Consider the following 21,063-nt stretch of genomic DNA (forward strand, 5'->3'; position numbering starts at 1 on the left):
GCCTCTGCCGAGCATGGCTCGGCACTACAGGGCTTCTCAGCCGTTTTCCTGCAGCGCCAGCTGCATGTCGCGCTGGCGTCGCTTGTCGGCGCGGGCCGAGATCCACCAACCCAGCACCGCCACCGTCGATACCGCCAGCACCATCAGCGTGGCCAGGGCGTTGATCTTCGGGCTCACGCCCATGCGTACCGAGGCGAAGATCTTCATCGGCAGTGTGGTCGAGCTGGGGCCGGCGACGAAGCTGGCAATCACCACGTCATCCAGCGACAGGGTGAAGGCCAACAGCCAGCCGGACAGCAGCGCCGGGGCGATGATCGGCAAGGTGATCAGGAAGAACACCTTGAGCCGGTTCGCACCCAGGTCCATCGCCGCTTCTTCCAGCGAACGGTCCAGCTCCTGCAGGCGCGAGGACACCACCACCGTGACGAAGGAGATGGTGAAGGTCACATGCGCGATCCAGATCGCCACCACGCCCTTGGACGGCAGGCCGAACAGGCCACCCATCGATACCAGCATCAGCAGGATCGACAGGCCGATGATCACTTCCGGCATCACCAGCGGTGCGGTCACCAGCGCACCAAAAATGGTCTTGCTGGGGAAGCGCTTGAAGCGGGTCATCGCCATCGCCGCCATGGTGCCGATCACCATCGAAGCCGAGGCGGTCCAGAACGCGATCTTGATGCTGATCCAGGCCGCCTGCAGCAGCTGCCGGTCACGGAACAACTCGCCGTACCACTGCGTGGAGAAGCCGGCCCATACCGTCGCCAGCCGCGAGGAGTTGAACGAGTACACCATCAACAACAGGATAGGCAGGTACAGGAAGGCGAAGCCGAGCAGCAGGATGCTCCAACCCAACCAGGAACTACGCCGGGTCATGCTCATGCCAGCTTCCCTTCCAGCTCACGCTGCTGCGAACGGTTGAAGATGATGATGGGGATCAGCAGCAGGATCAGCATCACGATCGCCACCGCCGAAGCCAACGGCCAGTCGCGGTTGTTGAAGAATTCGCCCCACAGCACGCGGCCGATCATCAGCGTATCAGGGCCGCCGAGCATTTCCGGGATCACGAACTCGCCCACCGCCGGGATCATCACCAGCATGCAGCCGGCGATGATGCCGCTGCGCGACAGCGGCAAGGTGATGCGCGCGAAGGCCTGCCAGGGCTTGGCGCCGAGGTCGTAGGCCGCTTCCAGCAAACGGTTGTCGAGCTTGACCAGATTGGCGTACAGCGGCAGCACCATGAACGGCAGATAGCAGTAGACGATGCCGATATAGGCCGCCACCGGCGTATAGAGGATGCGCAGTGGTTCGTCGATCAGACCAATGCTCATCAGCGTGCGGTTGATCAGGCCATTGCTGTCGAGGATGCCGATCCACGCATAGACGCGGATCAGGAACGAGGTCCACGACGGCAGCACCACCAGCATCATCGCGATGTTGCGCGCCGACGGCGACATGCGCGAGATCACGTAGGCCATCGGGTAGCCGATCAACAAGGTCAGCAGCGTGGAGATCACCGCGATCTTGATCGAGCTCAGGTAGGCAACTATGTACTGGCTGTCGGTGAACAGCGCTGTGTAGTTGCCCAGGTTGAGATTGACCGTGAACGCATTGTCCACGTACTCCACAATGGAGGTATACGGCGGCATCGCCACCGCCATCTTGGCGAAGGATATCTTCAAGACGATCAGGAACGGGATCGCGAAGAACAGCAGCAGCCACAGATAAGGCACGCCGATCACACCCGCGCGCGCACCCGGCAGCCACCTCCGCCAACCGCTGGTGAGTGGGCTGGTCGCGCTCATGAGGTCAGCACCACGCCGTCGTTGTCATCCCAGGACACCCATACTTCGTCGTTCCAGGTGATGCCGTCGCTGTCCCAGCGCTTCATGTTGGCGAAATTGGACAGGATCTTGGCACCGCTGGGCAGCCGCACGTGATAGACCGAGTGACTGCCGAAGTAGGCAATGTCCTCGACCACGCCGAAGGCTTTGTTGGTATCGCCTTCGGGCTCTTCCTTGGCGATATGCACCTTCTCCGGACGCAGCGCGAAGGCCACCGGCTGGCCTTCGTAACCGGTGATGCCGTGGCCGACGTAGATCGGCGCCGGGAAGTCGGCGGTGCGCACAGTGACGTATTCGGGCAGGTCCTCGTCGATCACGCCTTCAAACGAATTCACCGAACCGATGAAGCCAGCGACGAAGCGGTTGGCCGGCTGCTCGTAGATGTCATCCGGCTTGCCGATCTGCTGGATCCAGCCCTGGTCCATCACCGCGATGCGGGTGGCCATGGTCATGGCTTCTTCCTGGTCATGGGTGACCATCACGCAGGTCACGCCAAGCTGCTCGATGATGTTGACCAGTTCCAGCTGCATCTTCGAGCGCAGCTTCTTGTCCAGCGCGCCCATCGGTTCGTCCAGCAACAGCAGCTTGGGACTCTTGGCCAGCGAGCGGGCCAGCGCCACACGCTGCTGCTGGCCGCCGGAAAGCTGGTGCGGCTTGCGCTTGCCCAGCTTTTCCAGCTGCACCAACTCCAGCATCTCGCCAACGCGGCGGGCAATGGCGTCCTTGGCCATGCCGTCCTGCTTCAGGCCGAAGGCGATGTTCTGCTCCACCGTCATGTGTGGGAACAGCGCATAAGACTGGAACATCATGTTGATCGGACGCTCGTACGGCGGCAGCGCGGTGATCGGCTGGCCGTCGAGCAGGATCGTGCCCTTGGTCGGGGTTTCGAAGCCGGCCAGGCAGCGCAGCAGGGTGGACTTGCCGCTGCCCGAACCGCCCAGTAGAGCGAATATCTCGCCCTTGCGCACGTCCAGGTTGACGTCGTCGACGGCGACGAAGCCATCGAATTCCTTGCGCAGATCGCGGATGGACAGGTAGCCGGGCTCGCTGTTCAAAGCGATGGCCTCTGGCTTGGCGTCAACGGGCATGTAGGGCTCCGGAAGCGGGCAGATGAACAAACGCGCGTAGTGTAGCCCCTGAATTTGCGGGCGACACCGCTGGCTGTGGCGGTTGGGGCTCACATGAAGCCCTGCGCCTTGTAGGAACGGCGTCAGCCGCGAAGCTGGCAATGCCCGAAAGGCCACAGAGCTTACCCCTCCCCAACCCTCCCCTTGGCTACGCCAATGGGAGGGAGGCAAGCCAAGCCCAGTCAAGCCGCTGCCTGCGGGCGCCACTGTAGTGCCGAGCCATGCTCGGCAGGGGCGTTCCCAGCGACATTTGTAGGAGCGGAGCCAGCCGCGAAGCTGGCAATTCCCGCAGAGCAACAGAGCTCCCCCCTCCCCAGCCCTCCCCTTGGCTGCGCCAAAGGGAGGGAGACAAGCCTTGCGGCCTGCAAACACCCATGTAGTGCCGAGCCATGCTCGGCAGGGCCGCTGTAGGAGCGGCGTGAGCCGCGAAGCTGGCAATACCCGAAGGCCCCAGAAGCCTCCCCCTCCCCAACCCTCCCCTTGGCTGCGCCAAAGGGAGGGAGACAAGCCCTGCCTCGCCTTCTCCACTGGCAACCGGTTGGCCGCGAACGCCACAAACAACAACGCCTCCCTGCAAGAGGGAGGCGTTGTAAGGATCAGCCCCTAAACCTGCCTGAAATCAACGGCCGGTCTTAACCTCGGTCCACAGACGGGTGTACAGCTTGTCCGTCTCCGGGCTGTTGATCGCATAGGTGAACATCTTGGCGGCCACATCTTCAGCCGGGTAGATGGTCTTGTCGTCGCGGATGGCCGGATCGACCAGCGAAGTTGCCGACTTCACCGGGTTGGCGTAGTGGGTCACGTTGGTGTTCTTGGCGGCAACGTCCGGCTGCAGCAGGTAGTTGATGAAGGCGTAAGCATTGCCCGGGTGCTTGGCGTCCTTGGGGATGGCCAGCATGTCGAACCACTGCGGTGCGCCTTCCTTGGGGATGGAATACGCCACTTCCACGCCGTTCTTGGCCTCTTCGGCACGGTCACGGGCCTGGATGATGTCACCCGACCAGCCCACCACCAGGCAGGTGCTGCCGTTGGCCAGCGAACCCACGTACTGCGAGGAGTGGAAGTTCTGCACGTACGGACGGATCGACTTGAGCAGGTCAGCCGCCTTCTGCAGCACGGCCGGGTCGGCGCTATGCGGGTCTTCGCCCAGGTAATGCAGGGCCACCGGGATCATGTCGGCCGGGGTGTCCAGCAGGGTCACGCCGCAGTCCTTCATCTTGGCGATGTTTTCCGGCTTGAACACCAGGTCCCAGCTGTTGGCGATGTCGGCGCTGCCGCCAAAACGCTCCTTCAGCTTGGCCACGTTGTAGCCGATGCCGGTGCTGCCCATCATGTACGGCACGCCGTACTGGTTGCCCGGGTCCTGGCCGGCGATGCGCTGCATCACCGCCGGATCGAGGTTGGCCAGGTTCGGGATCTTGCTCTTGTCCAGCGGCAGGAACACGCCGGCCTGGATCTGGCGGCCGAAGAAGTTCAACGTCGGCACCACGATGTCGTAGCCGCTGTCGCCGGTCAGCAACTTGGTCTCGACCATCTCGTCGCTGTCGAACACGTCGTAGGTGACCTTGATGCCGGTCGACTTCTCGAAGTTCGGGATGGTGTCTTCGGCGATGTAGTCCGAATAGTTATAGACATTGAGGACCTTGGCCTCGCCGCCTTCAGCGGGCTTGGCGCCGGGTTCCTTGCCGCCGCAGGCAGCAAGCAGGGAAATGGCGACACCAACGGTCAGAATGCGCAGATTCATGGGTTCTCCAGTGTGATCCGGGAGCGGTATGGGGGACCGGCCAAGCCGGGAGGTGGGCATATTGTCCCATCTGCGGCCGCTTCATGTGTAGAAGAAGGGTGTATGGCTTCGGCGGTTGTAGGAGCGGCGTGAGCCGCGAAGCCGGCAATGCTTGAAACGCTACAGCAGAGCTACCCCTCCCCAACCCTCCCCTTTGCTGCGCAAAAGGGAGGGAGACAAGCCTCGCGGTCAAACATTCAACAGCAGGAACTCGCGCTCCCAGGAGCTGATCACGCGGAAGAAGGTTTCGTACTCTTTGCGCTTTACCGAAACATAGGCGCGGCAGAAGCGCCGCCCCAGCAGCTCCTGCAGGGCATCGCAGCCCTCCAGTGCATCCAGCGACTCGCCCAGCGAGCGCGGCAGTTCGTAGCCGAGCTCCTTGGCGTTGCCGGTGATGGGCGGTGTCGGAGTCAGCTTCTCGCGGATGCCGAGCAGGCCACAGGCCAGCGTGGCCGCCATCGCCAGATAGGGATTGGCGTCGGAACCGGCAAAACGGCTTTCAACGCGGTTGTTCTCCAGGCTATCCATCGGCACGCGCAGGCCGCAGGTGCGGTTGTCGAAACCCCACTCCACATTGCTCGGCGATACCTCGCCGAATACCAGCCGGCGATAGGAATTCACGTTCGGAGCGAAGAAAGCCATCGCCGCCGGCACGTACTTCTGCAGGCCGGCCAGATAGTTGTCGAAAGTCTCGCTGTACTCACCTTCGGCATGGCCGGCAAATACATTGCGGCCGTCGGCAATGCGCACCAGGCTCTGGTGGATGTGCATGGCACTGCCCGGCTCGGTCTCCATTGGCTTGGCCAGGAAGGTGGCATAGATGCCATGGCGCAGCGCGGCCTCACGCATGGTGCGCTTGAACAGGAACACCTGGTCGGCCAGTGACATCGCGCCATCGTGGGTGAAGTTCACTTCCAGCTGCGCGGCGCCAGATTCGTGGATCAAGGTGTCCACGTCCAGCTTCATCGCATCGCAATAGTCGTACATCAGATCGAGGATGGGATCGAATTCATTGACCGCATCGATCGAGTACGACTGCCGCGCGGTCTCCGGGCGACCGGAGCGGCCGGCGGGCGGCAGCAGCGGGAAATCCGGGTCGGTGTTCTTCTGCACCAGGAAGAACTCAACCTCCGGCGCGACCACCGGCTTCAGCCCCAGCGCTTCATACGCAGCCAGCACCCGTCGCAGAACATTGCGCGGTGCCAGCTCATGCGGTTGGCCGCTTTTGGTGTAGCAGTCGTGAATGATCTGTGCAGTCGGATCCGTGGCCCATGGCACCATGCGCACGGTGTCAGGATCCGGCCGCAGGATCATGTCCGCGTCAGCTGGCGAGGTAAGCTCGTAATAGTCGTCCGGGTATTCGCCGGTCACCGTTGTGGCGAATACGCCTTCCGGCAGGCGCGTGCCGTAGTCATGCGAGAACTTGTCGGCCGGGATGATCTTGCCGCGCGCGTTACCGGTGATATCAGGCACCAGGCATTCGACCTCGGTGATGTGCCGTTCCTTGAGCCAGCGCAGCAGCAGGCTTTCTTCCTGTACGGCGATGGCGGTTTTACGGCTGCGGGTGCGGGGGCGCGACGTCATGGGGAACCAACTTGTTTGTTTGACCGATAGCGGCGACAGGCCTCGCCGAAGGCTTGGAATATGCCCAGATAGAACGGGTTCTCGGTAACCCGCCACTCCGGGTGAAACTGCAGGCCGAGCAGGAACGACCGGCCAGTGCCACGAAACGCCTCGATCAGCCCATCCGGCGCGCGGGCTTCGACCTGCAGCCCCTCGCCCAGCCGGGCAACACCTTGCCCGTGCACCGAATTGACCATTACCTCGCTGCCACCGGCAATGCCTGCCAGCAAGCCGCCGGGACTCAGGATCAAGCCATGTGCCGGACCATACTGCACCTGCAACGATGACGCTGGGTTTTCACGGTGATCAGCCAGCCCGGGCACTTCATGCACTTTCGGATGCAGGCTGCCGCCAAAGGCGACATTGATCTCCTGGAAACCACGGCAGATAGCCAGTATCGGCATGCCCAACGCCAGTGCCTGCGGGATCAGCCCGAACACATTGGCATCGCGCGCAGGGTCATGCGGATTGCCCGGCCAGCTGTCACCGCCATCGTAGTGATGCGGCTCGATGTTGCTGGTTGCACCGGTCAATAGCAGGCCGTCCAGCGTCGCCAACCACGCCTCGGCCGGCAGCGGCGGTTGCAGCATTGGCAGCAGCAGCGGCGTGGCCAGCGCACCGTCAACAACGGCGCGCACATACTTTTCACCAACGACAAGAAACGGATGGGACCCGATCGGTTTGCTGTCGGTAGGCAAGCCGACCAGCGGCAGGCTGGCCATGGATGAAGCTCTTGAGACGTGCCTGCACGCTACCCCTGCCCCGCTGATTAGGCAACCAAGCGCCATCCGGCATTCAAGTAACGCAAGGCACACTACACAGGTTCTTCACCGGCCTGCGCACGCCGCATGCGCCGGTATCGTTACACTTCCCGCCCCTGATTCGGCCTGATGTCCGTGGACGCCGCTGCATCCGTATATCCCCCGAGCTGGTATGCCGCCAGCCAACCCGATCTTCCAGCACGTGCGCCCCTGCGTGGGCAGGCGCGCGCCGACGTGGCCGTGCTCGGTGCCGGCTATACCGGCCTGACCGCCGCACTGGCCTTGGCCGAAAAGGGCTACAAAGTCACCGTACTGGAGGCCGAGCGTGTTGGCTGGGGCGCTTCAGGCCGCAATGGCGGCCAGACGATTGTTGGCTACGGCTGCGAGCAGGACACGCTGGAAGCGCTGGTCGGCGACGCCGATGCGCGCCTGCTGTTCGACTTCTCGCGCGACGGCATGCAGATGCTCAAGCAGCGCATCGGCAGGCATGGCATCGACTGCGACTGGCGCGACGGCCATGCCAGCGTGCCGATCCATCCGCGCCAGGAACGCGCCCTGCGCGCCGACATCGAGCGCATGGCGCAGCGCTACGACTACCCGCTGGAATGGTGGGACCGCCCGCGCCTGCAGCAGGAACTGGCCAGCGAACGCTATCTCGGCGCCATGTACGACGCAGCCAGCGGCCATCTGCATCCGCTCGCCTATGCGCAGGGTCTGGCCCGCGCTGCCGAGGCGGCCGGCGTCGTCATCCACGAACAGTCACCGGTCACCCGGCTTGAGCGCGGCACACAACCGGCGCTGATCACCGCCCAGGGCCGGGTCGATGCCGATTTCGTCGTACTGGCCGGCAACGCCTGGCTGCAGGACATCGCACCGGAGCTGGAAACCCGGATGATGCCGGTCGGCACCTATATAGGCGCCACCCAGCCGCTGGGCGCCGCACGTGCGAAGGCGCTGATCCGCAACGACATGGCCGTGGCCGACGTGAACTGGGCGCTGGACTACTTCCGGCTCAGCCGCGACCACCGCCTGCTGTTCGGCGGCCAGGCCAATTACTCGGCGCTGCCGCCGCCAGGGCTGCGCGCCAGCATGACCCGGCGTATGCGGCGGGTATTCCCGCAGTTGGCCGATGTCGAGATGGAATACGTGTGGGGCGGCTATATCGACATCACCCGCAACCGTGCCCCGCATTGGGGCCGGATTACCCCGAACGTGTACTTCGCGCAGGGCTTCTCCGGCCACGGCGTGGCCAGCACCGGCCTGGCCGGTGAAGTGATTGCCGCCGCCATTGCTGGCCAGGCGCAGCGCCTGGACGTGTTCGAGCGCATCCCGCACAGCGTATTCCCCGGCGGCAAGGTCTTGCGCATGCCGATGCTGGTGGCGGCGATGTCCTGGTACAAGCTGCGGGACCTGCTCTGGTAGCTTGAAACCGGAAGCAGCGAACCGGGCGCTGGAGATCGGGAACGACCGCTTCGCTCACTGCTATCCCCCTCCTAATTGCCGCTCAAGTTCCTGTGCCAGTGGCCGCTACATGTTCCGATGCTCCCTATTCTTGCCACCACCGCCAGCCCGCCACAGGCCGCCTTCGACAGCCCGTCGATCGCGCCGTTGCCGCAACGCATCCTGCTGGTGGAGAACTCGCGCACCTTCACCACGATGCTGCGCGAGGCCATCGAGCAGCGACTGGAACTGTCGGTCAGCGTCGCCTCCACCTTGGCCGAGGCCGGTGAACTGCTGGACAGCGAAGACGGCTGGTTCCTGGTCCTGACCGGGCTGGTGCTCGCCGATGGTGACCGCGACCAGGTGGTGCAGTATTTCGTCAACCGTGGCCTGCCCACCATCGTGGTCAGCGGCGTCTATGACGAGGATCTGCGCAAGCGGGTGCTGCAACAGCAGATCATCGACTACGTATTGAAGAACACACCAGGCAGCATCGACTACCTGGTCTGGCTGGTGCAGCGCATGGAGCGCAACCGCCGCATCGCGGCGCTGGTCGTGGACGACTCACCTTCAGCACGCGCCTATGCCGCTGCCTTGCTGGCGATGTACGGCTACCACGTCATCGAGGCCGACGACGGCCTTTCGGCGCTGCGCGCGATCGAAGCTGATCCGGCGATTCGACTGGTCATCGTCGACGAGGAAATGCCCGGCATGCAGGGTGTTGAGCTGACCCGTAGGCTGCGCGCACTGCGCGCTCGCGACAAAGTGGCAGTGATTGGCATCTCCGGCAATTCGGACCCGTCGCTGATTCCACGCTTCCTCAAGAACGGTGCCAATGATTTCCTGCGCAAGCCCTTCTCGCGCGAAGAGTTCTTCTGCCGCGTCTCGCAGAACGTGGACCAGCTGGAACTGATCGGCACCTTGCAGGATCTGGCTACGCGTGACTTCCTGACCGGCCTGCCCAACCGCCGCAGCTTCCTCGAACAGAGCCAACGCCAGCTCAGCGCGGTCAACAATGGCGGCATGGTTGCCGTGGCGATGGTCGACATCGATCACTTCAAGCACATCAACGACAGCCTTGGCCACGAGGCCGGCGACCAGGCCATCCGCGCCGTCGCCTCGGTATTGCAGGCCAATACCCGCAGCCAGGACATCAGCTCGCGCTTTGGCGGCGAGGAGTTCTGCCTGATGGTCAGCGGCATGGATGCAGCTGCCAGCGCTGCGCACTTCGAAAAAGTGCGCCAGGCAGTCGCCGATCTGCAGCTCCCGTTCGGCGACAACATCCTGAGCATGACGGTCAGCATCGGCGTCTGCCGCATGCCCTTGCACAGCGGTAATCTGCACCAGCTCATCACCGAAGCAGATCGCCAGCTCTACCTGGCCAAGGCTGGCGGCCGCAACCGCGTCTGCAGCGCTGACACGCACTGACGCAGGCCCGCATGAGATCTGAATGAGATCAGTGCCCGAACGCTGGCATTGATCCAGATCAACGCGCCTGCCCGGCCTGCTCCCTACAGTGCAACTCAAAGCACACGGGGAGAAGCAGCGGTGGCACTACTGATCTGGCAGGACGATCTCAATACGGGCGTCGATGTCATCGACCATCAGCACATGCGCATCGTGGAGATGCTCAACCACCTGCACGTTGCCCAGAAAAGCCTGGAACAGGTAGCCGTGGCGGAAGTCATCGACGAACTGGTGGACTACACCATGTCGCACTTTGCCTTCGAGGAAGAACTCATGGAAGAAGCCGGCTACCCGTTCTGCGCTGCACACAAGCGTGTGCATGAAGTGTTCGGCAAGCGCGTGTCCGAGTACCGCATGCGTTTCCAATCCGGCGAGGACGTCACTGACGAACTGCGCAACATGCTCTCGCGCTGGCTGTTCAACCACATCCGCGGTGACGACAAGGCCTATGCCGAACACGTCAAGCGCCACCTCAACCAGTTCGCCAAGGATCACCAGGAAGGCAGCTGGCTGGGACGCACATTGAAGCGGTTGTTCCGCTGAATGGTTTTGCAGGACCGGCGCGGTTGCGGACATCCCTCCAGATATCACCGCCACGCCGCTCCTGCGTTTTATCGCTGCAGGAACGCCGCAAGGCGCACACGTCGCCGGTCTTGTGTGGGACCGGCGATAGTCGCGACTTACGGCGTCCCTGCGGCACCCTGCTGCTGCCAACGGCCGATTGCAAGCAAGGCCAGCCCGGTCAACAGCGCGGTGACACAGAGGTAGCCGCCAACGGCGGCAATGCCGAACTTCCCCGCCAGCCAGGTCGCCGCATAGGGCGCAGGGGCGGCACCAAGAATACCGGCCAGATTGAACGACAAGGATGCGCCGGTATAGCGCACCTGCACCGGATACAGGCTGGCCAGCATGGTGCCGCAGGGGCCGTAGGTCAGGCCCATCAGGAACAGGCCCAGCGACAGGAACAGTACTACCTGCAACGAATGGCCAGCCTGGAACAAGGGCTGGAACAGCAGACCGAACACGAAGATGCCCAGCGTCGCCCACAACATCGCTCTCACCGTGCCATGACGATCGCCGTACAGCGCCGCCAACGGGATGCCAGCGGCGAAGAACAGGATGCCGACCATCTGCATCAGCAGGAAGTCTTCGCGCGCATAGCCCAGCGCCGAGGTGCCAAAGCCCAGCGTGAACACCGTCATCAGGTAGAACAGCACGAAGGTGGCGAACGCCGCCAAGGTACCCGCGACCACGGCAAAACCATGGGTGACCAGCACCTCGCGCATCGGCAGGCGCACGCGCTGGCCGTTATCCAGCGCCTTCTGGAAATCCGGTGTCTCGCGGATGTTCAAACGCACCCACAGGCCGACGATCACCAACAGCGCACTGGCAATGAATGGCACGCGCCAGCCCCAGGCCAGGAAGCTGGCGTCATCCAGCACCCGCCCCAGCAGCAGGAAGGTACCGGCCGACAGCAGGAAGCCCAGCGGCGCACCCAGCTGCGGGAACATGCCGTACCAGGCACGCTTGCCAGGCGGTGCGTTCTCGGTCGCCAGCAACACCGCGCCGCCCCACTCCCCGCCCAGCCCGAGGCCCTGTCCGAAACGGCACAAGGCCAACAACAGCGGCGCGGTCACCCCGATGTCGTGATAGGTCGGCAGCAGGCCGATTGCCACCGTCGACAAGCCCATCGTCAGCAGCGCCGCCACAAGCGTAGCCTTGCGCCCGATCCGGTCGCCGTAATGCCCGAACACCGCCGAGCCCACCGGCCGCGCAATGAAGGCCACCGCGAACGTCGCCAGCGACTGCAGCAGCGCGGCATCGTTGCTGCTTTCCGGGAAGAACAGCTTGGGAAACACCAGTACCGCCGCGGTGGCGTAGATATAGAAATCGAAGAATTCGATGGTGGTGCCGATCAGGCTGGCCGCCAAAACGCGGCGCGGGGAGTTCAGAGGGACGGAGCTGGCGGCGTTCGACATGGTCATGACAGGCGGGCAATGGCCGCAGTCTGCCATGCAGCGCCGCGCCGACCATTATTTGGTTGCAGCCGACACGGTCGCTTGACGAGCAGGCCGGATCCGCATCGGTTGCCCGGAACCATTGTCATCATTGGCGGTCACAGCACCGGCCCCCGCATGGACGCATCGCCGATGTCGACAACTTCCAGACGTATCCGGCACCCCCTGCCGCACCTGAGCGCGGTGATCGTGGTGTTTGCTGTCCACGGCAGTATTGCTTTCTGGTTGTTGCAACCAGAGCCGCTGGCCCGGCCAGATGATGAAGTGCGCATCAGCCTGCGCTGGTTACCGCGCCCTCCGCTCCCGGCCGTCGCAGCCCAGCCTGCCGCGTCCGTGGCGTCGAACAGCACGCCGGCGACCAGCTCGCACTCCCGGCGTTCGCCGAGCCAGCAACTGCAGCCGGTAGCGCCGCAATCCGCGGCGCCGGCCCAACAGCCCTTGAACCTGGCCATTTCCGATGCTGCCGTTGGCGGCACCGCGGTGACCGCCGATACCTTCGCCCCGCATGCATTCCGGCGCCTCAATGAAGACCCGGCCTTTCAGCACAGGCCGCGCTACTTCCGCCTGAAGCCACAGATGAGCCCACGGCAGATGATCCAGGGCGTGGCCAGCTATCTCGGTTTCTGGCCGCCAGGCTACGAGATAGACCCCTGCAGCCTCAGCCGGAGTGACGTGAACTACTTCCAGAACGCGGTGAACGAGCGCGACCGCGACGCCCTGCGCAGCGCGCTGCTGCAGGAAAGCGCGCGCTGCCGCTGAAACCACCGCCATTGCTCACACACGATCACAGCAGGCAATGCCCACGATTTACGGATATGTAACCCATCCGGGCCAAACGCTGTTTAGGCTCGGTTGGTTCGTTGTGCACTCCCCCACCGTTTGGAGAACCTCATGACAGAATCCACCCCGCGTTTTGAGCACGAAGCCGACGCCACCGCCGCTTACTGGCACAACACCCCGCTGAATACGTTGCCGCCCCCGGACATGGTCGGCAACTACCAGCGCTTCAAGCCATTGCCTACCGAGGGCATCCAGACGCGCAAGGCATGGATCGTCGGCGGCGGCATCGCCGGCATGGCAGCGGCGTTCTATTTGATCCGCGACGGCCATATGCCCGGCGAGAACATCACCATCATCGAAGGCGCCGGTATCGAGGGCGGCTCGCTGGACGGCGCCGGCAACCCCGAGGACGGCTACATCGTGCGCGGCGGCCGCGAGATGAACTGGAACTACGACAACCTGTGGGACATGTTCCAGGACGTGCCGGCATTGGAGCTGCCGGAAGGCTTCAGCGTGCTCGACGAATACCGGCTTGCCAACGACGCCGACCCGAACTGGTCCAAGTCGCGGCTGATGCACAAGCAGGGCCAGGTGTTGCCCGACTTCACCCGCTTCGGCCTGAACCGCAAGCAGCAATGGGAAGTGGTCAGCCTGCTGCTCAAGCGCAAGGACCAGCTCGACGACCTGACCATCGAGGATCATTTCAGCGAAGGCTTCCTGGCCAGCAATTTCTGGTTCCTGTTCCGCTCGATGTTCGCCTTCGAGAACTGGCACAGCCTGCTGGAGATGAAGCTCTACATGCATCGCTTCCTCGATGCCATCGATGGCTTCGGCGACATGTCCACGTTGGTCTTCCCCAAGTTCAACCAGTACGACACCTTCGTCACCCCGCTGATCAAGCTGCTGCGCGAGAAGGGCGTACAGGTGAAGCTCGGCACCCAGGTGCTGGACATGGACTTCGATGTACAGGGCGAGCAGCGCACCGTCACCGCGCTGCATACGCGTGACAGCAATGGCGAAGGTCGACTCGCCGTCGCACCGCGTGACCTGGTCATTGCGCTGACCGGCTCGATGACCGAAGACACCGCCTACGGCGATATTGAAACGGTGCCGGTGTTGAAGAAGCGCCACGGCGGCCCGGCCGAAGGCAGCAGCTGGGGCCTGTGGCGAAACCTTGCCAAGCACTCGCCGGTATTCGGCAAGCCTGACAAGTTCTGTGGTGACATCGATCGCTCGATGTGGGAGTCGGCCACGCTCACCTGCAAGCCGTCGCCGCTGGTGGACAAGCTGCGCGAGCTCTCGGTCAACGATCCGACATCAGGCCGCACCGCAACCGGCGGCATCATCACCTTCACCGATTCCAACTGGGTATTGAGCGTCACCATCAACCGTCAGCCGCATTTCCCCGGCCAGCCCAAGGACACGGTGGTGATGTGGGTATACGCACTGTTGATGGACCAGCCCGGCAACTTCATCAAGAAGACCATGCCCGAATGCACGGGACGCGAGATCGTAGCCGAGCTCTGCCACCACCTGGGCATTACCGATCAGCTCGATGCCATCATTCCGCATACCAAGGTGCGGCTGGCACTGATGCCGTACATCACCGCTCAGTTCATGCCACGCGCGGCCGGCGACCGCCCGCATGTGGTGCCGGCCGGCTCCACCAACCTGGCCCTGGTTGGCCAGTTCGTTGAAACAGCAAACGATGTGGTGTTCACCATGGAAAGCTCGGTGCGCACCGCACGCATCGCGGTCTACAGCCTGCTCGACCTGCCAAAACAGGTTCCCGATCTCAGCCCAACCCAGTACGACATCCGCAACCTGCTCAAGGGTGCGCGCGCACTCAACAACGGCGAGCCATTCATCGGCGAACGCTTGTTGCACAAATTCCTGGGCGATACCTACTTCGCCCACATCCTGCCGCCGTTGCCCAGCAACGAAGGCGAGTCCACCCGCCGCGAACGGCTTGAAGCGGAACTGGCTGGGCTAAAGGACAAGGGCGGCGCGGTATTGCAGGGATTCGCGCAGTGGCTGGATCGTTTTGCGGGTCAGTTGCGCAAGCGTGGCGATGACTGAAGCCTGATGAAGTAGCGCAGGGCACCTGGCTACAAACCAGGTGAAAAACTGTGGGAGCGGCGTAAGCCGCGAAGCACGCATCACATCAGAGACAAGCAGCTCTGCGATCAGATGATGTATCGGCTTCGCGACTGACGTCGCTCCCACAAACCTGCACGCAGGCAGGCTACGGGTGAGGCCCTTGCCGAGCATGGCTCGGCACTACGACTGCCTGTTGTTGCGCGCTGGCCCAAGCATCGTCCGCGCACGTATTGAACACTCCGAAAACATTTTTTTTCCATCGCTTGCACATCGATTAACCGCATCCGATTGCCACGCACTGAAACCACGACAATTCACGGATTGATACAGGTTGCCGAGGTTAGGGTTGATCCCGCGCCAGAAGCGCGATGAACCCGAAGGAGCAGACCAATGACCAACCGACCGCTACGTACCGCTTTGATTGCAGCCGCACTGACATTGGCCGGCAACGGCATCGCCCAGGCCCAGGATGCATTGACCGCGCCGCAGGTGCGCGCGCACCTGGAGTCGCAGGGCTATACCGACATCAAGGACGTCAGGTTCGAGGACGGCATGTGGGAAGCGGATGCGAGAAGTGCAGATGGCAAGAAGGTCGACGTGAAGCTTGATCCGCGCAACGGTACTGTTTACCCGGACAAGGCCGTGTCGCAGCTGGGCGAGGCGGATATCCGCGCGCAGCTATCCAGCGCAGGCTATACCGATGTCAGCGATGTAAAGCTGGACGATGGCATGTGGAAAGCCAAGGGCAAGACCGTCAGCGGCGAGAAGGTAGAGGTGCGACTGGACCCGGCAACTGGCGCCGTGGTTGCACAGGAGAAGGAGTAACAACTGCCCCCCCCCTTTGGCGCAGCCAAGGGGGAGGTTGGGAGGGGGTCGTTTTTGCTGTTGCTTGCAAGGCTTCAAACGCAAGAACCGAAGATCAACAGCCAACCCCTCCCCAGCCCTCCCCTTGGCTACGCCAAAGGGAGGGAGCGCATCAGCCCTCCAGATTGATCCAGGTCGCCTTCATCTCGGTGTACTTGTCGAAGGCATGCAAGGACTTGTCGCGTCCATTGCCGGATTGCTTGTAACCACCGAACGGCGCAGTCATGTCACCACCATCCCAATAATTCACCCACACGCTACCCGCACGCAGTCCACGCGCAAGCCGGTGCGCGCGCGACACATCGCGCGTCCACACACCTGCAGCCAAGCCGTACTCGGTGTCGTTGGCCAGCTGCAGCGCCTGCTGTTCACCGTCGAACGCAATCACCGACAACACCGGCCCGAATATCTCTTCGCGCGCGATGCTTTGCTGCGGGCTCACCTCATCAAACACCGTTGGTTCGATATAGCAACCGCCAGCAACGACCTCCGCACGCTTGCCGCCCAGCAACAGACGCGCGCCTTCCTCGGTACCCTTCCCCACATAGCCCAACACGCGCTGTGTCTGCGCCTCATCCACCATCGCACCCATCGCCGCCTTCGGCTCGAACGGATGTGCGGGCTGCATGTGTCGGCCATGCTCGATGACCTTGGCGACGAACGCATCCTTGATCGAGCGCTCCACCAACAGGCGCGATCCTGCCGTGCATACCTCGCCCTGGTTGTAGAAGATCGCGCTCGCCGCCGCTTCGGCCGCCTTGTCCAGATCGTGCGCATCGGCAAACACGATGTTCGGGCTCTTGCCGCCGCACTCCATGTAGGCGCGCTTCATGTTCGACAGGCCGGCACATTGCAGCAAGCGCTTGCCGACCGCAGTGGAACCGGTGAACACCAATCCGTCCACATCCATGTGCAGCGCCAAAGGCTCGCCAGCACCCTTGCCGTTGCCAGGCACCACGTTGAACACACCATCCGGAACACCGGCCTCGCTGACCAGCTCGGCAAAGCGCAACGCGCTCAACGGCGATTTCTCGGACGGCTTCAGCACTACCGAGTTGCCCGCCGCCAATGCCGGTGCGACTTTCCACGCGGCCATCAGCAGCGGGAAATTCCACGGCACGATCGCACCGACCACGCCCAGCGGCTCGCGGGTGATCAAGCCCAGCTCGTTGGCACCGGTCGGTGCGACCTCGCCGTAGAGCTTGTCCACCGCCTCCGCCGTCCACTGGATGCAGCGGACCACCCCACCGATATCGACCCGCCGCGCCTGCGCCACCGGCTTGCCCATATCCAGGGTTTCCAACAAGGCCAGCTCATCGGCGTGCGCCTCCACCAGGGCTGCCAGCTTCAGCAATACCTGCTTGCGCTTGGCTGGCTTCAACCCGGCCCAATGGCCGGCAGTGAAACTGCGTCGCGCCGCCGCCGCCGCGTGATCAATGTCGATCTGGCCGCCATCAGCAATCTGCCCCAGCACACGCCCGTCGATCGGGCTGACGCAGTCAAACGTGGCCCCTGATGCGGCATCCACGTACTGGCCATTTATGAACGCGCGGGTGCGCAGTGACAGACTGTCGGCAAGCGTCTGCCACTGCTCACGGATCTGGGGACTGTTCATGTGGTTCTTCCGGTGACGAAGGCTTTGCTACTGGGCGTCATGGTACGCCGGCCACCGTAGGGCACCGGCACGGACCTGTTATTTTCGACAAATACAAGGGTTGGCCGCGGCCCCTGCGGGCTTCACAATGCCGCTCCACGTTTCCGGCAGCGCTCATGGACATCATCGTCAACGAAGAACTCAAGGCCTATATCGATCCGCTCACGCAGGACGAGCATGACGCGCTGGAGCGCAGTCTGCTGGCCGAGGGCTGCCGCGACGCGCTGGTGCTGTGGGGCGATGTGCTGATCGACGGCCACAACCGTTACGGCATCTGTTCCAAGCACGGCATCCCGTTCAACACCGTGCAGAACACCCGTTTCAAGTCGATGGACGACGTTCATCTGTGGATGATCGAGCAGCACCTGGGCCGTCGCAGTGTTTCCGACTACCAGCGTGGCGTGCTCGCCCTGCGCAAGCGCGACATCCTGGAGACCCGTCGCCGCAGCGAGCAGGAACAGCTGCGTCGTGAGAGCGAAGGTGAGGCTGCGCCCAGCGCCGCCGCCGATGCCGACAGCCCGCCGTGGGATCCGGCGCCCAAGCTGTCCAAGGCCGATCTGGCCCGCGAAGCCAAGCTCAGCCCAAGCCAGGTGACGATGATCGAGAAGATCCACGATCACGCCACCGCCGAGGTAATCGAAGCGATGCGCGTCGGCGCGATCTCGCTCAGCGCTGCCGCTACCGTGGCCAGCCTGCCTGAGGACGAGCAGCGCGCAGCGGCGCGTGGCGGCAAGGACGAGCTCAAGCAAGCGGCCAAGCGCGTGCGTGATGCCAAGCGCAAGCCCAAGGCAGCGCGTGACGATGCCGATGATGACGCACAGCCGCTGAGCATGGCCGAAGCCGATGGCCTCGATGGCAGTAGCGACAGCGCCGAAGTACAGGCCCTGCGCCAGCGCATCACCTCACTCACCGCCGAGAACCAGGCGCTGCGCATGGAGCTGGATGCACTGCGCGCGCGCATGCTGGCCGCACAGGTCGAAGAACCCAGCGACGCTTGATTGCGCTGAGCCGGCACCCTAGGCTGCAGTCATCCACGCAAGGAGCATGTGATGGCCTCGGCCTCCCCCGAACTAGAAACCTTTGTCCGCGACGCCTTGATGCGCGGACACAGCCGCCAGCAGGTCAGCAGTGCGCTGCTGGCTGCCGGCTGGAGCGAACAGCAGATCAGCGGCGTACTCGATGGCTGGGCCGAGGTCGACTTCCCGCTGCCGGTGCCGCGCCCACGCGCTTCCTTGTCTGCACGCGAAGCCTTCGCCTATCTGGTGCTGTTCAGCACGCTGTATTTCTTTGCCTGGAACCTGGGCAGCCTGCTGTTCCAGTTGATCCAGTACGCCCTGCCCGACCCGGCCGACCCCGATTGGCAATTGATGCGACTGAGCGGTGGCATCCGCTGGGCGATCTCGGCACTGGTGATCGCCTTCCCGGTGTTTGTCTTCGCCGCCCATCGCGTCAGCCGCGACGTGGACAAGCATCCAATCAAGCGCTTGTCGCCGGTACGTCGCTGGCTGACCTATCTGACCCTGTTCGTTGCGGCCACTGTGTTGATCGGCGACCTGACTGCGTTGGTCTTCAATCTGCTCGGTGGCGACCTCAGTGTGCGCTTCGTGCTCAAGGTACTGGTGGTCGGCGTCATTGCCGGCACTGTGTTCGGTTATTACCTGTGGGACCTGCGCCAAGAGGAGGTCGAGGCATGAGCCGCACTGCTTGGGGCACCCGCGTACTCTGGGCGACCGGCATCGTCACTGCAGCCGCAATTGCAGCCGGTGTCTGGGTCATCGATTCACCGTCGCAGCAGCGGCTCAAGCGACTTGATGATGCGCGCGTGTCACATCTGCGCACGCTGGAAATCGCAGCCGGCAACTACTGGCGCGAGAACGACACCCTGCCGCCCAACATCCTCGCCTTGGCCGCGCAACCGGGCATGATCCTGACCTACAAGGATCCCGCGGGTGGGCCCGACTACAACTACCGGACATTGGATGCCACCCATTACGAGTTGTGTGCGCAGTTCGACACCAGTACCGCGGACGGCCCCCAACGTGCCGGCGAATGGGCGCACCCAGCGGGCAATCACTGCTTCCGCCGCACCGTGAGCAAGAAGGACGGCGAGTAAACCGTGAGCCTCCAGGACGATCCGCGCCGCGCGCAACTGAGGCGGCTCAAGCTATACGCCGTGGCAATGCTGCTGGCGATGCTGGCGGGGTTCGTTGTCAGCCACATCAACGGCGAACGCGGTATCTGGGCCTGGGTAGGTGCCTTCTGTGAGGCGGCGACGGTAGGCGCCTTGGCTGACTGGTTTGCGGTGGTCGCCCTGTTCCGGCGGCCACTGAACCTGCCGATTCCGCATACCGCCATCATCCCGCGCAACAAGGAGCGCATCGCCGACAGCCTGGCGGTGTTCGTCCGCGACCACTTCCTGGAGCCGGAAGCGCTGCTGGCCAAGCTGAAAGTATTCGACCCGGCCACCCGTCTGGGCGAATGGTTGGCACAACCAGCGCAGGCCAAGATGCTGGCTGGCATGGCGCGTGGCTGGGCGGTGCAGGCATTGGACCTGCTCGATGAAGCAGCCGTGCGTCGTTCCATCCAGGGCTTCGTGGTGGCGCAGCTGCGGCAGTGGAACGCAGCAGGAACCGCGGGCGAACTACTCGGCCTGCTGACTGCCGACAACCGCCATCAGCGCGTGCTCGACGAAGGGCTGACCCGCATCGCGCACTGGCTGGACAACGACAAGGTGCGGCAACAGGCCTCGGCCCTGATCGTGCGTTACATCCGCAAGGAGTGGCCGAAGCTGGCCAGCACGGTGGACTGGGTCAAGCCCATCGACGAAATCGGCGACTCATTGGCCGACAGGCTGGCGCGCGCAGGGCTGGAAGAACTGCAGGCCATCCTCTCGCAGCCGGAGCATCCGCTGCGCCAGGACTACGCTGCATGGATCGCCGATTACATCCGCCGCCTGCGCGAAGATCCCGCCTTGGCAGCGAAAGTCGACGCGTTGAAGCAGCAGGTGATCGATCACCCGGCGGTGCAGGAATACGTGCAGGGTTTGTGGCAGCGCGTGCATGACTATCTGCGCACGGATCTGTCTCGCGAAGATTCGGTGTTGGCAGGCCACCTGGAGCGCAGCCTTGGCAAGCTCGGCACCAGCATCGGCAACGATCCGGCCCTGCGCGACGCCTTGAACCAGCACATGCTGGCGGGTGCCGAAAAGCTGACCAATCGCCTGCGCAGCGGCGTCACCAGCCATATCGCCCAGACCGTGAAGGCATGGGATGAAAAGAAGCTGGTGGAACAGTTGGAGCTCAGCGTCGGCCGCGACCTGCAATACATCCGCTACAACGGCACCCTGGTAGGCGGCCTGATCGGCCTGTTGCTGCATGCCCTGACCGGCTGGCTGAAATTCTGACGAAACGGTTAGTAGGAGCGGCGTCAGCCGCGAAGCCTGCATCCCATCAGGCCATCGCATTTCCCCACGATCCGCACACGCCAAGCGCGCTTCCTGATTGCAACCGAACCGGTTATTTGAGTGCACACGAGCTTCGCGGCGGGAGCGCCCCCGAAAAAACGCCGCCGGAAGTGTGGGGGCCGGCGGAGACACACGGACG

At 63.4% G+C, this 21,063-nt stretch carries 18 protein-coding genes; 10 read left to right on the top strand and 8 right to left on the bottom strand.

From position 1 onward, the window contains the following. Window positions 1-36 precede the first annotated feature (36 nt). From ACVOLV_RS18000 to ACVOLV_RS18025, 6 genes are all read right to left on the bottom strand, one after another. A complete protein-coding gene (locus tag ACVOLV_RS18000; protein ID WP_296253173.1) occupies window positions 37-882 on the bottom strand; it encodes an ABC transporter permease subunit in 846 nt (281 codons plus the stop codon). Next, window positions 879-1,805, bottom strand: a complete 927-nt coding sequence (locus tag ACVOLV_RS18005) for an ABC transporter permease subunit (protein ID WP_481555553.1) — start codon at window positions 1,803-1,805, stop codon at window positions 879-881. Before ACVOLV_RS18005 ends, ACVOLV_RS18000 begins: the two co-directional genes overlap by 4 nt. Further along, window positions 1,802-2,932, bottom strand: coding sequence for an ABC transporter ATP-binding protein (locus tag ACVOLV_RS18010; protein WP_481555554.1), 1,131 nt, complete (start codon window positions 2,930-2,932; stop codon window positions 1,802-1,804). The genes ACVOLV_RS18005 and ACVOLV_RS18010 overlap by 4 nt, the downstream gene beginning before the upstream one ends. Before the next feature lie 658 nt (window positions 2,933-3,590). Beyond that, window positions 3,591-4,715 (bottom strand): polyamine ABC transporter substrate-binding protein, encoded by a 1,125-nt coding sequence (locus ACVOLV_RS18015; RefSeq protein ID WP_481555555.1) that lies wholly within the window; start codon window positions 4,713-4,715, stop codon window positions 3,591-3,593. A gap of 228 nt (window positions 4,716-4,943) precedes the next feature. After that, window positions 4,944-6,338 (bottom strand): glutamine synthetase family protein, encoded by a 1,395-nt coding sequence (locus ACVOLV_RS18020; protein WP_481555556.1) that lies wholly within the window; start codon window positions 6,336-6,338, stop codon window positions 4,944-4,946. Continuing rightward, window positions 6,335-7,099, bottom strand: a complete 765-nt coding sequence (locus ACVOLV_RS18025; protein ID WP_481555557.1) for a gamma-glutamyl-gamma-aminobutyrate hydrolase family protein — start codon at window positions 7,097-7,099, stop codon at window positions 6,335-6,337. Before ACVOLV_RS18025 ends, ACVOLV_RS18020 begins: the two co-directional genes overlap by 4 nt. A 168-nt stretch (window positions 7,100-7,267) precedes the next feature. On the opposite strand from ACVOLV_RS18025, the gene ACVOLV_RS18030 reads away from it, so the two are divergent. The 3 genes from ACVOLV_RS18030 to ACVOLV_RS18040 all read left to right on the top strand — a co-directional run bounded on the left by ACVOLV_RS18030 (window position 7,268) and on the right by ACVOLV_RS18040 (window position 10,588). Then, on the top strand, window positions 7,268-8,560 hold the full coding sequence (locus tag ACVOLV_RS18030; RefSeq protein WP_481555558.1) for an NAD(P)/FAD-dependent oxidoreductase: 1,293 nt from the start codon (window positions 7,268-7,270) through the stop codon (window positions 8,558-8,560). Window positions 8,561-8,677: 117 nt separating this feature from the next. Then, window positions 8,678-10,006, top strand: coding sequence for a sensor domain-containing diguanylate cyclase (locus tag ACVOLV_RS18035; RefSeq protein ID WP_481555559.1), 1,329 nt, complete (start codon window positions 8,678-8,680; stop codon window positions 10,004-10,006). 120 nt (window positions 10,007-10,126) lie between these two features. Beyond that, window positions 10,127-10,588, top strand: coding sequence for a bacteriohemerythrin (locus ACVOLV_RS18040; protein ID WP_481555560.1), 462 nt, complete (start codon window positions 10,127-10,129; stop codon window positions 10,586-10,588). 137 nt (window positions 10,589-10,725) lie between these two features. On the opposite strand, the gene ACVOLV_RS18045 is transcribed toward ACVOLV_RS18040, so the two are convergent. Continuing rightward, complete coding sequence (locus ACVOLV_RS18045; protein ID WP_481555561.1) at window positions 10,726-12,024, bottom strand: MFS transporter; 1,299 nt, start codon at window positions 12,022-12,024, stop codon at window positions 10,726-10,728. A gap of 171 nt (window positions 12,025-12,195) precedes the next feature. On the opposite strand from ACVOLV_RS18045, the gene ACVOLV_RS18050 reads away from it, so the two are divergent. The 3 genes from ACVOLV_RS18050 to ACVOLV_RS18060 all read left to right on the top strand — a co-directional run bounded on the left by ACVOLV_RS18050 (window position 12,196) and on the right by ACVOLV_RS18060 (window position 15,768). After that, window positions 12,196-12,822, top strand: a complete 627-nt coding sequence (locus ACVOLV_RS18050) for a hypothetical protein (RefSeq protein ID WP_481555562.1) — start codon at window positions 12,196-12,198, stop codon at window positions 12,820-12,822. A 132-nt stretch (window positions 12,823-12,954) separates the two neighbouring features. Continuing rightward, window positions 12,955-14,922 (top strand): oleate hydratase, encoded by a 1,968-nt coding sequence (locus ACVOLV_RS18055; RefSeq protein ID WP_481555563.1) that lies wholly within the window; start codon window positions 12,955-12,957, stop codon window positions 14,920-14,922. 411 nt (window positions 14,923-15,333) lie between these two features. Beyond that, window positions 15,334-15,768: a PepSY domain-containing protein gene (locus ACVOLV_RS18060; RefSeq protein ID WP_481555564.1), complete on the top strand. Its 435-nt coding sequence runs from the start codon at window positions 15,334-15,336 to the stop codon at window positions 15,766-15,768. Between the two features lie 151 nt (window positions 15,769-15,919). Here the strand turns inward: ACVOLV_RS18060 and ACVOLV_RS18065 are convergent, their stop codons facing one another. Then, window positions 15,920-17,422 (bottom strand): aldehyde dehydrogenase, encoded by a 1,503-nt coding sequence (locus ACVOLV_RS18065; RefSeq protein WP_481555565.1) that lies wholly within the window; start codon window positions 17,420-17,422, stop codon window positions 15,920-15,922. Between the two features lie 155 nt (window positions 17,423-17,577). Here ACVOLV_RS18065 and ACVOLV_RS18070 point away from each other — a divergent pair, with 155 nt between their 5' ends. The 4 genes from ACVOLV_RS18070 (at window position 17,578) to ACVOLV_RS18085 (ending at window position 20,864) form a co-directional block, all read left to right on the top strand. Then, the gene (locus ACVOLV_RS18070) at window positions 17,578-18,459 is read left to right on the top strand and encodes a ParB N-terminal domain-containing protein (protein WP_481555566.1); all 882 of its coding nucleotides are present in this window, start codon (window positions 17,578-17,580) and stop codon (window positions 18,457-18,459) included. 51 nt (window positions 18,460-18,510) lie between these two features. Continuing rightward, the gene (locus ACVOLV_RS18075; protein ID WP_481555567.1) at window positions 18,511-19,155 is read left to right on the top strand and encodes a DUF5671 domain-containing protein; all 645 of its coding nucleotides are present in this window, start codon (window positions 18,511-18,513) and stop codon (window positions 19,153-19,155) included. Further along, window positions 19,152-19,574 (top strand): hypothetical protein, encoded by a 423-nt coding sequence (locus ACVOLV_RS18080; RefSeq protein ID WP_481555568.1) that lies wholly within the window; start codon window positions 19,152-19,154, stop codon window positions 19,572-19,574. Before ACVOLV_RS18075 ends, ACVOLV_RS18080 begins: the two co-directional genes overlap by 4 nt. A gap of 66 nt (window positions 19,575-19,640) precedes the next feature. After that, window positions 19,641-20,864, top strand: a complete 1,224-nt coding sequence (locus ACVOLV_RS18085; protein WP_481555569.1) for a DUF445 domain-containing protein — start codon at window positions 19,641-19,643, stop codon at window positions 20,862-20,864. The last annotated feature ends 199 nt before the right edge of the window (window positions 20,865-21,063 follow it).

This window comes from Stenotrophomonas sp. STEN023 (assembly GCF_056760135.1).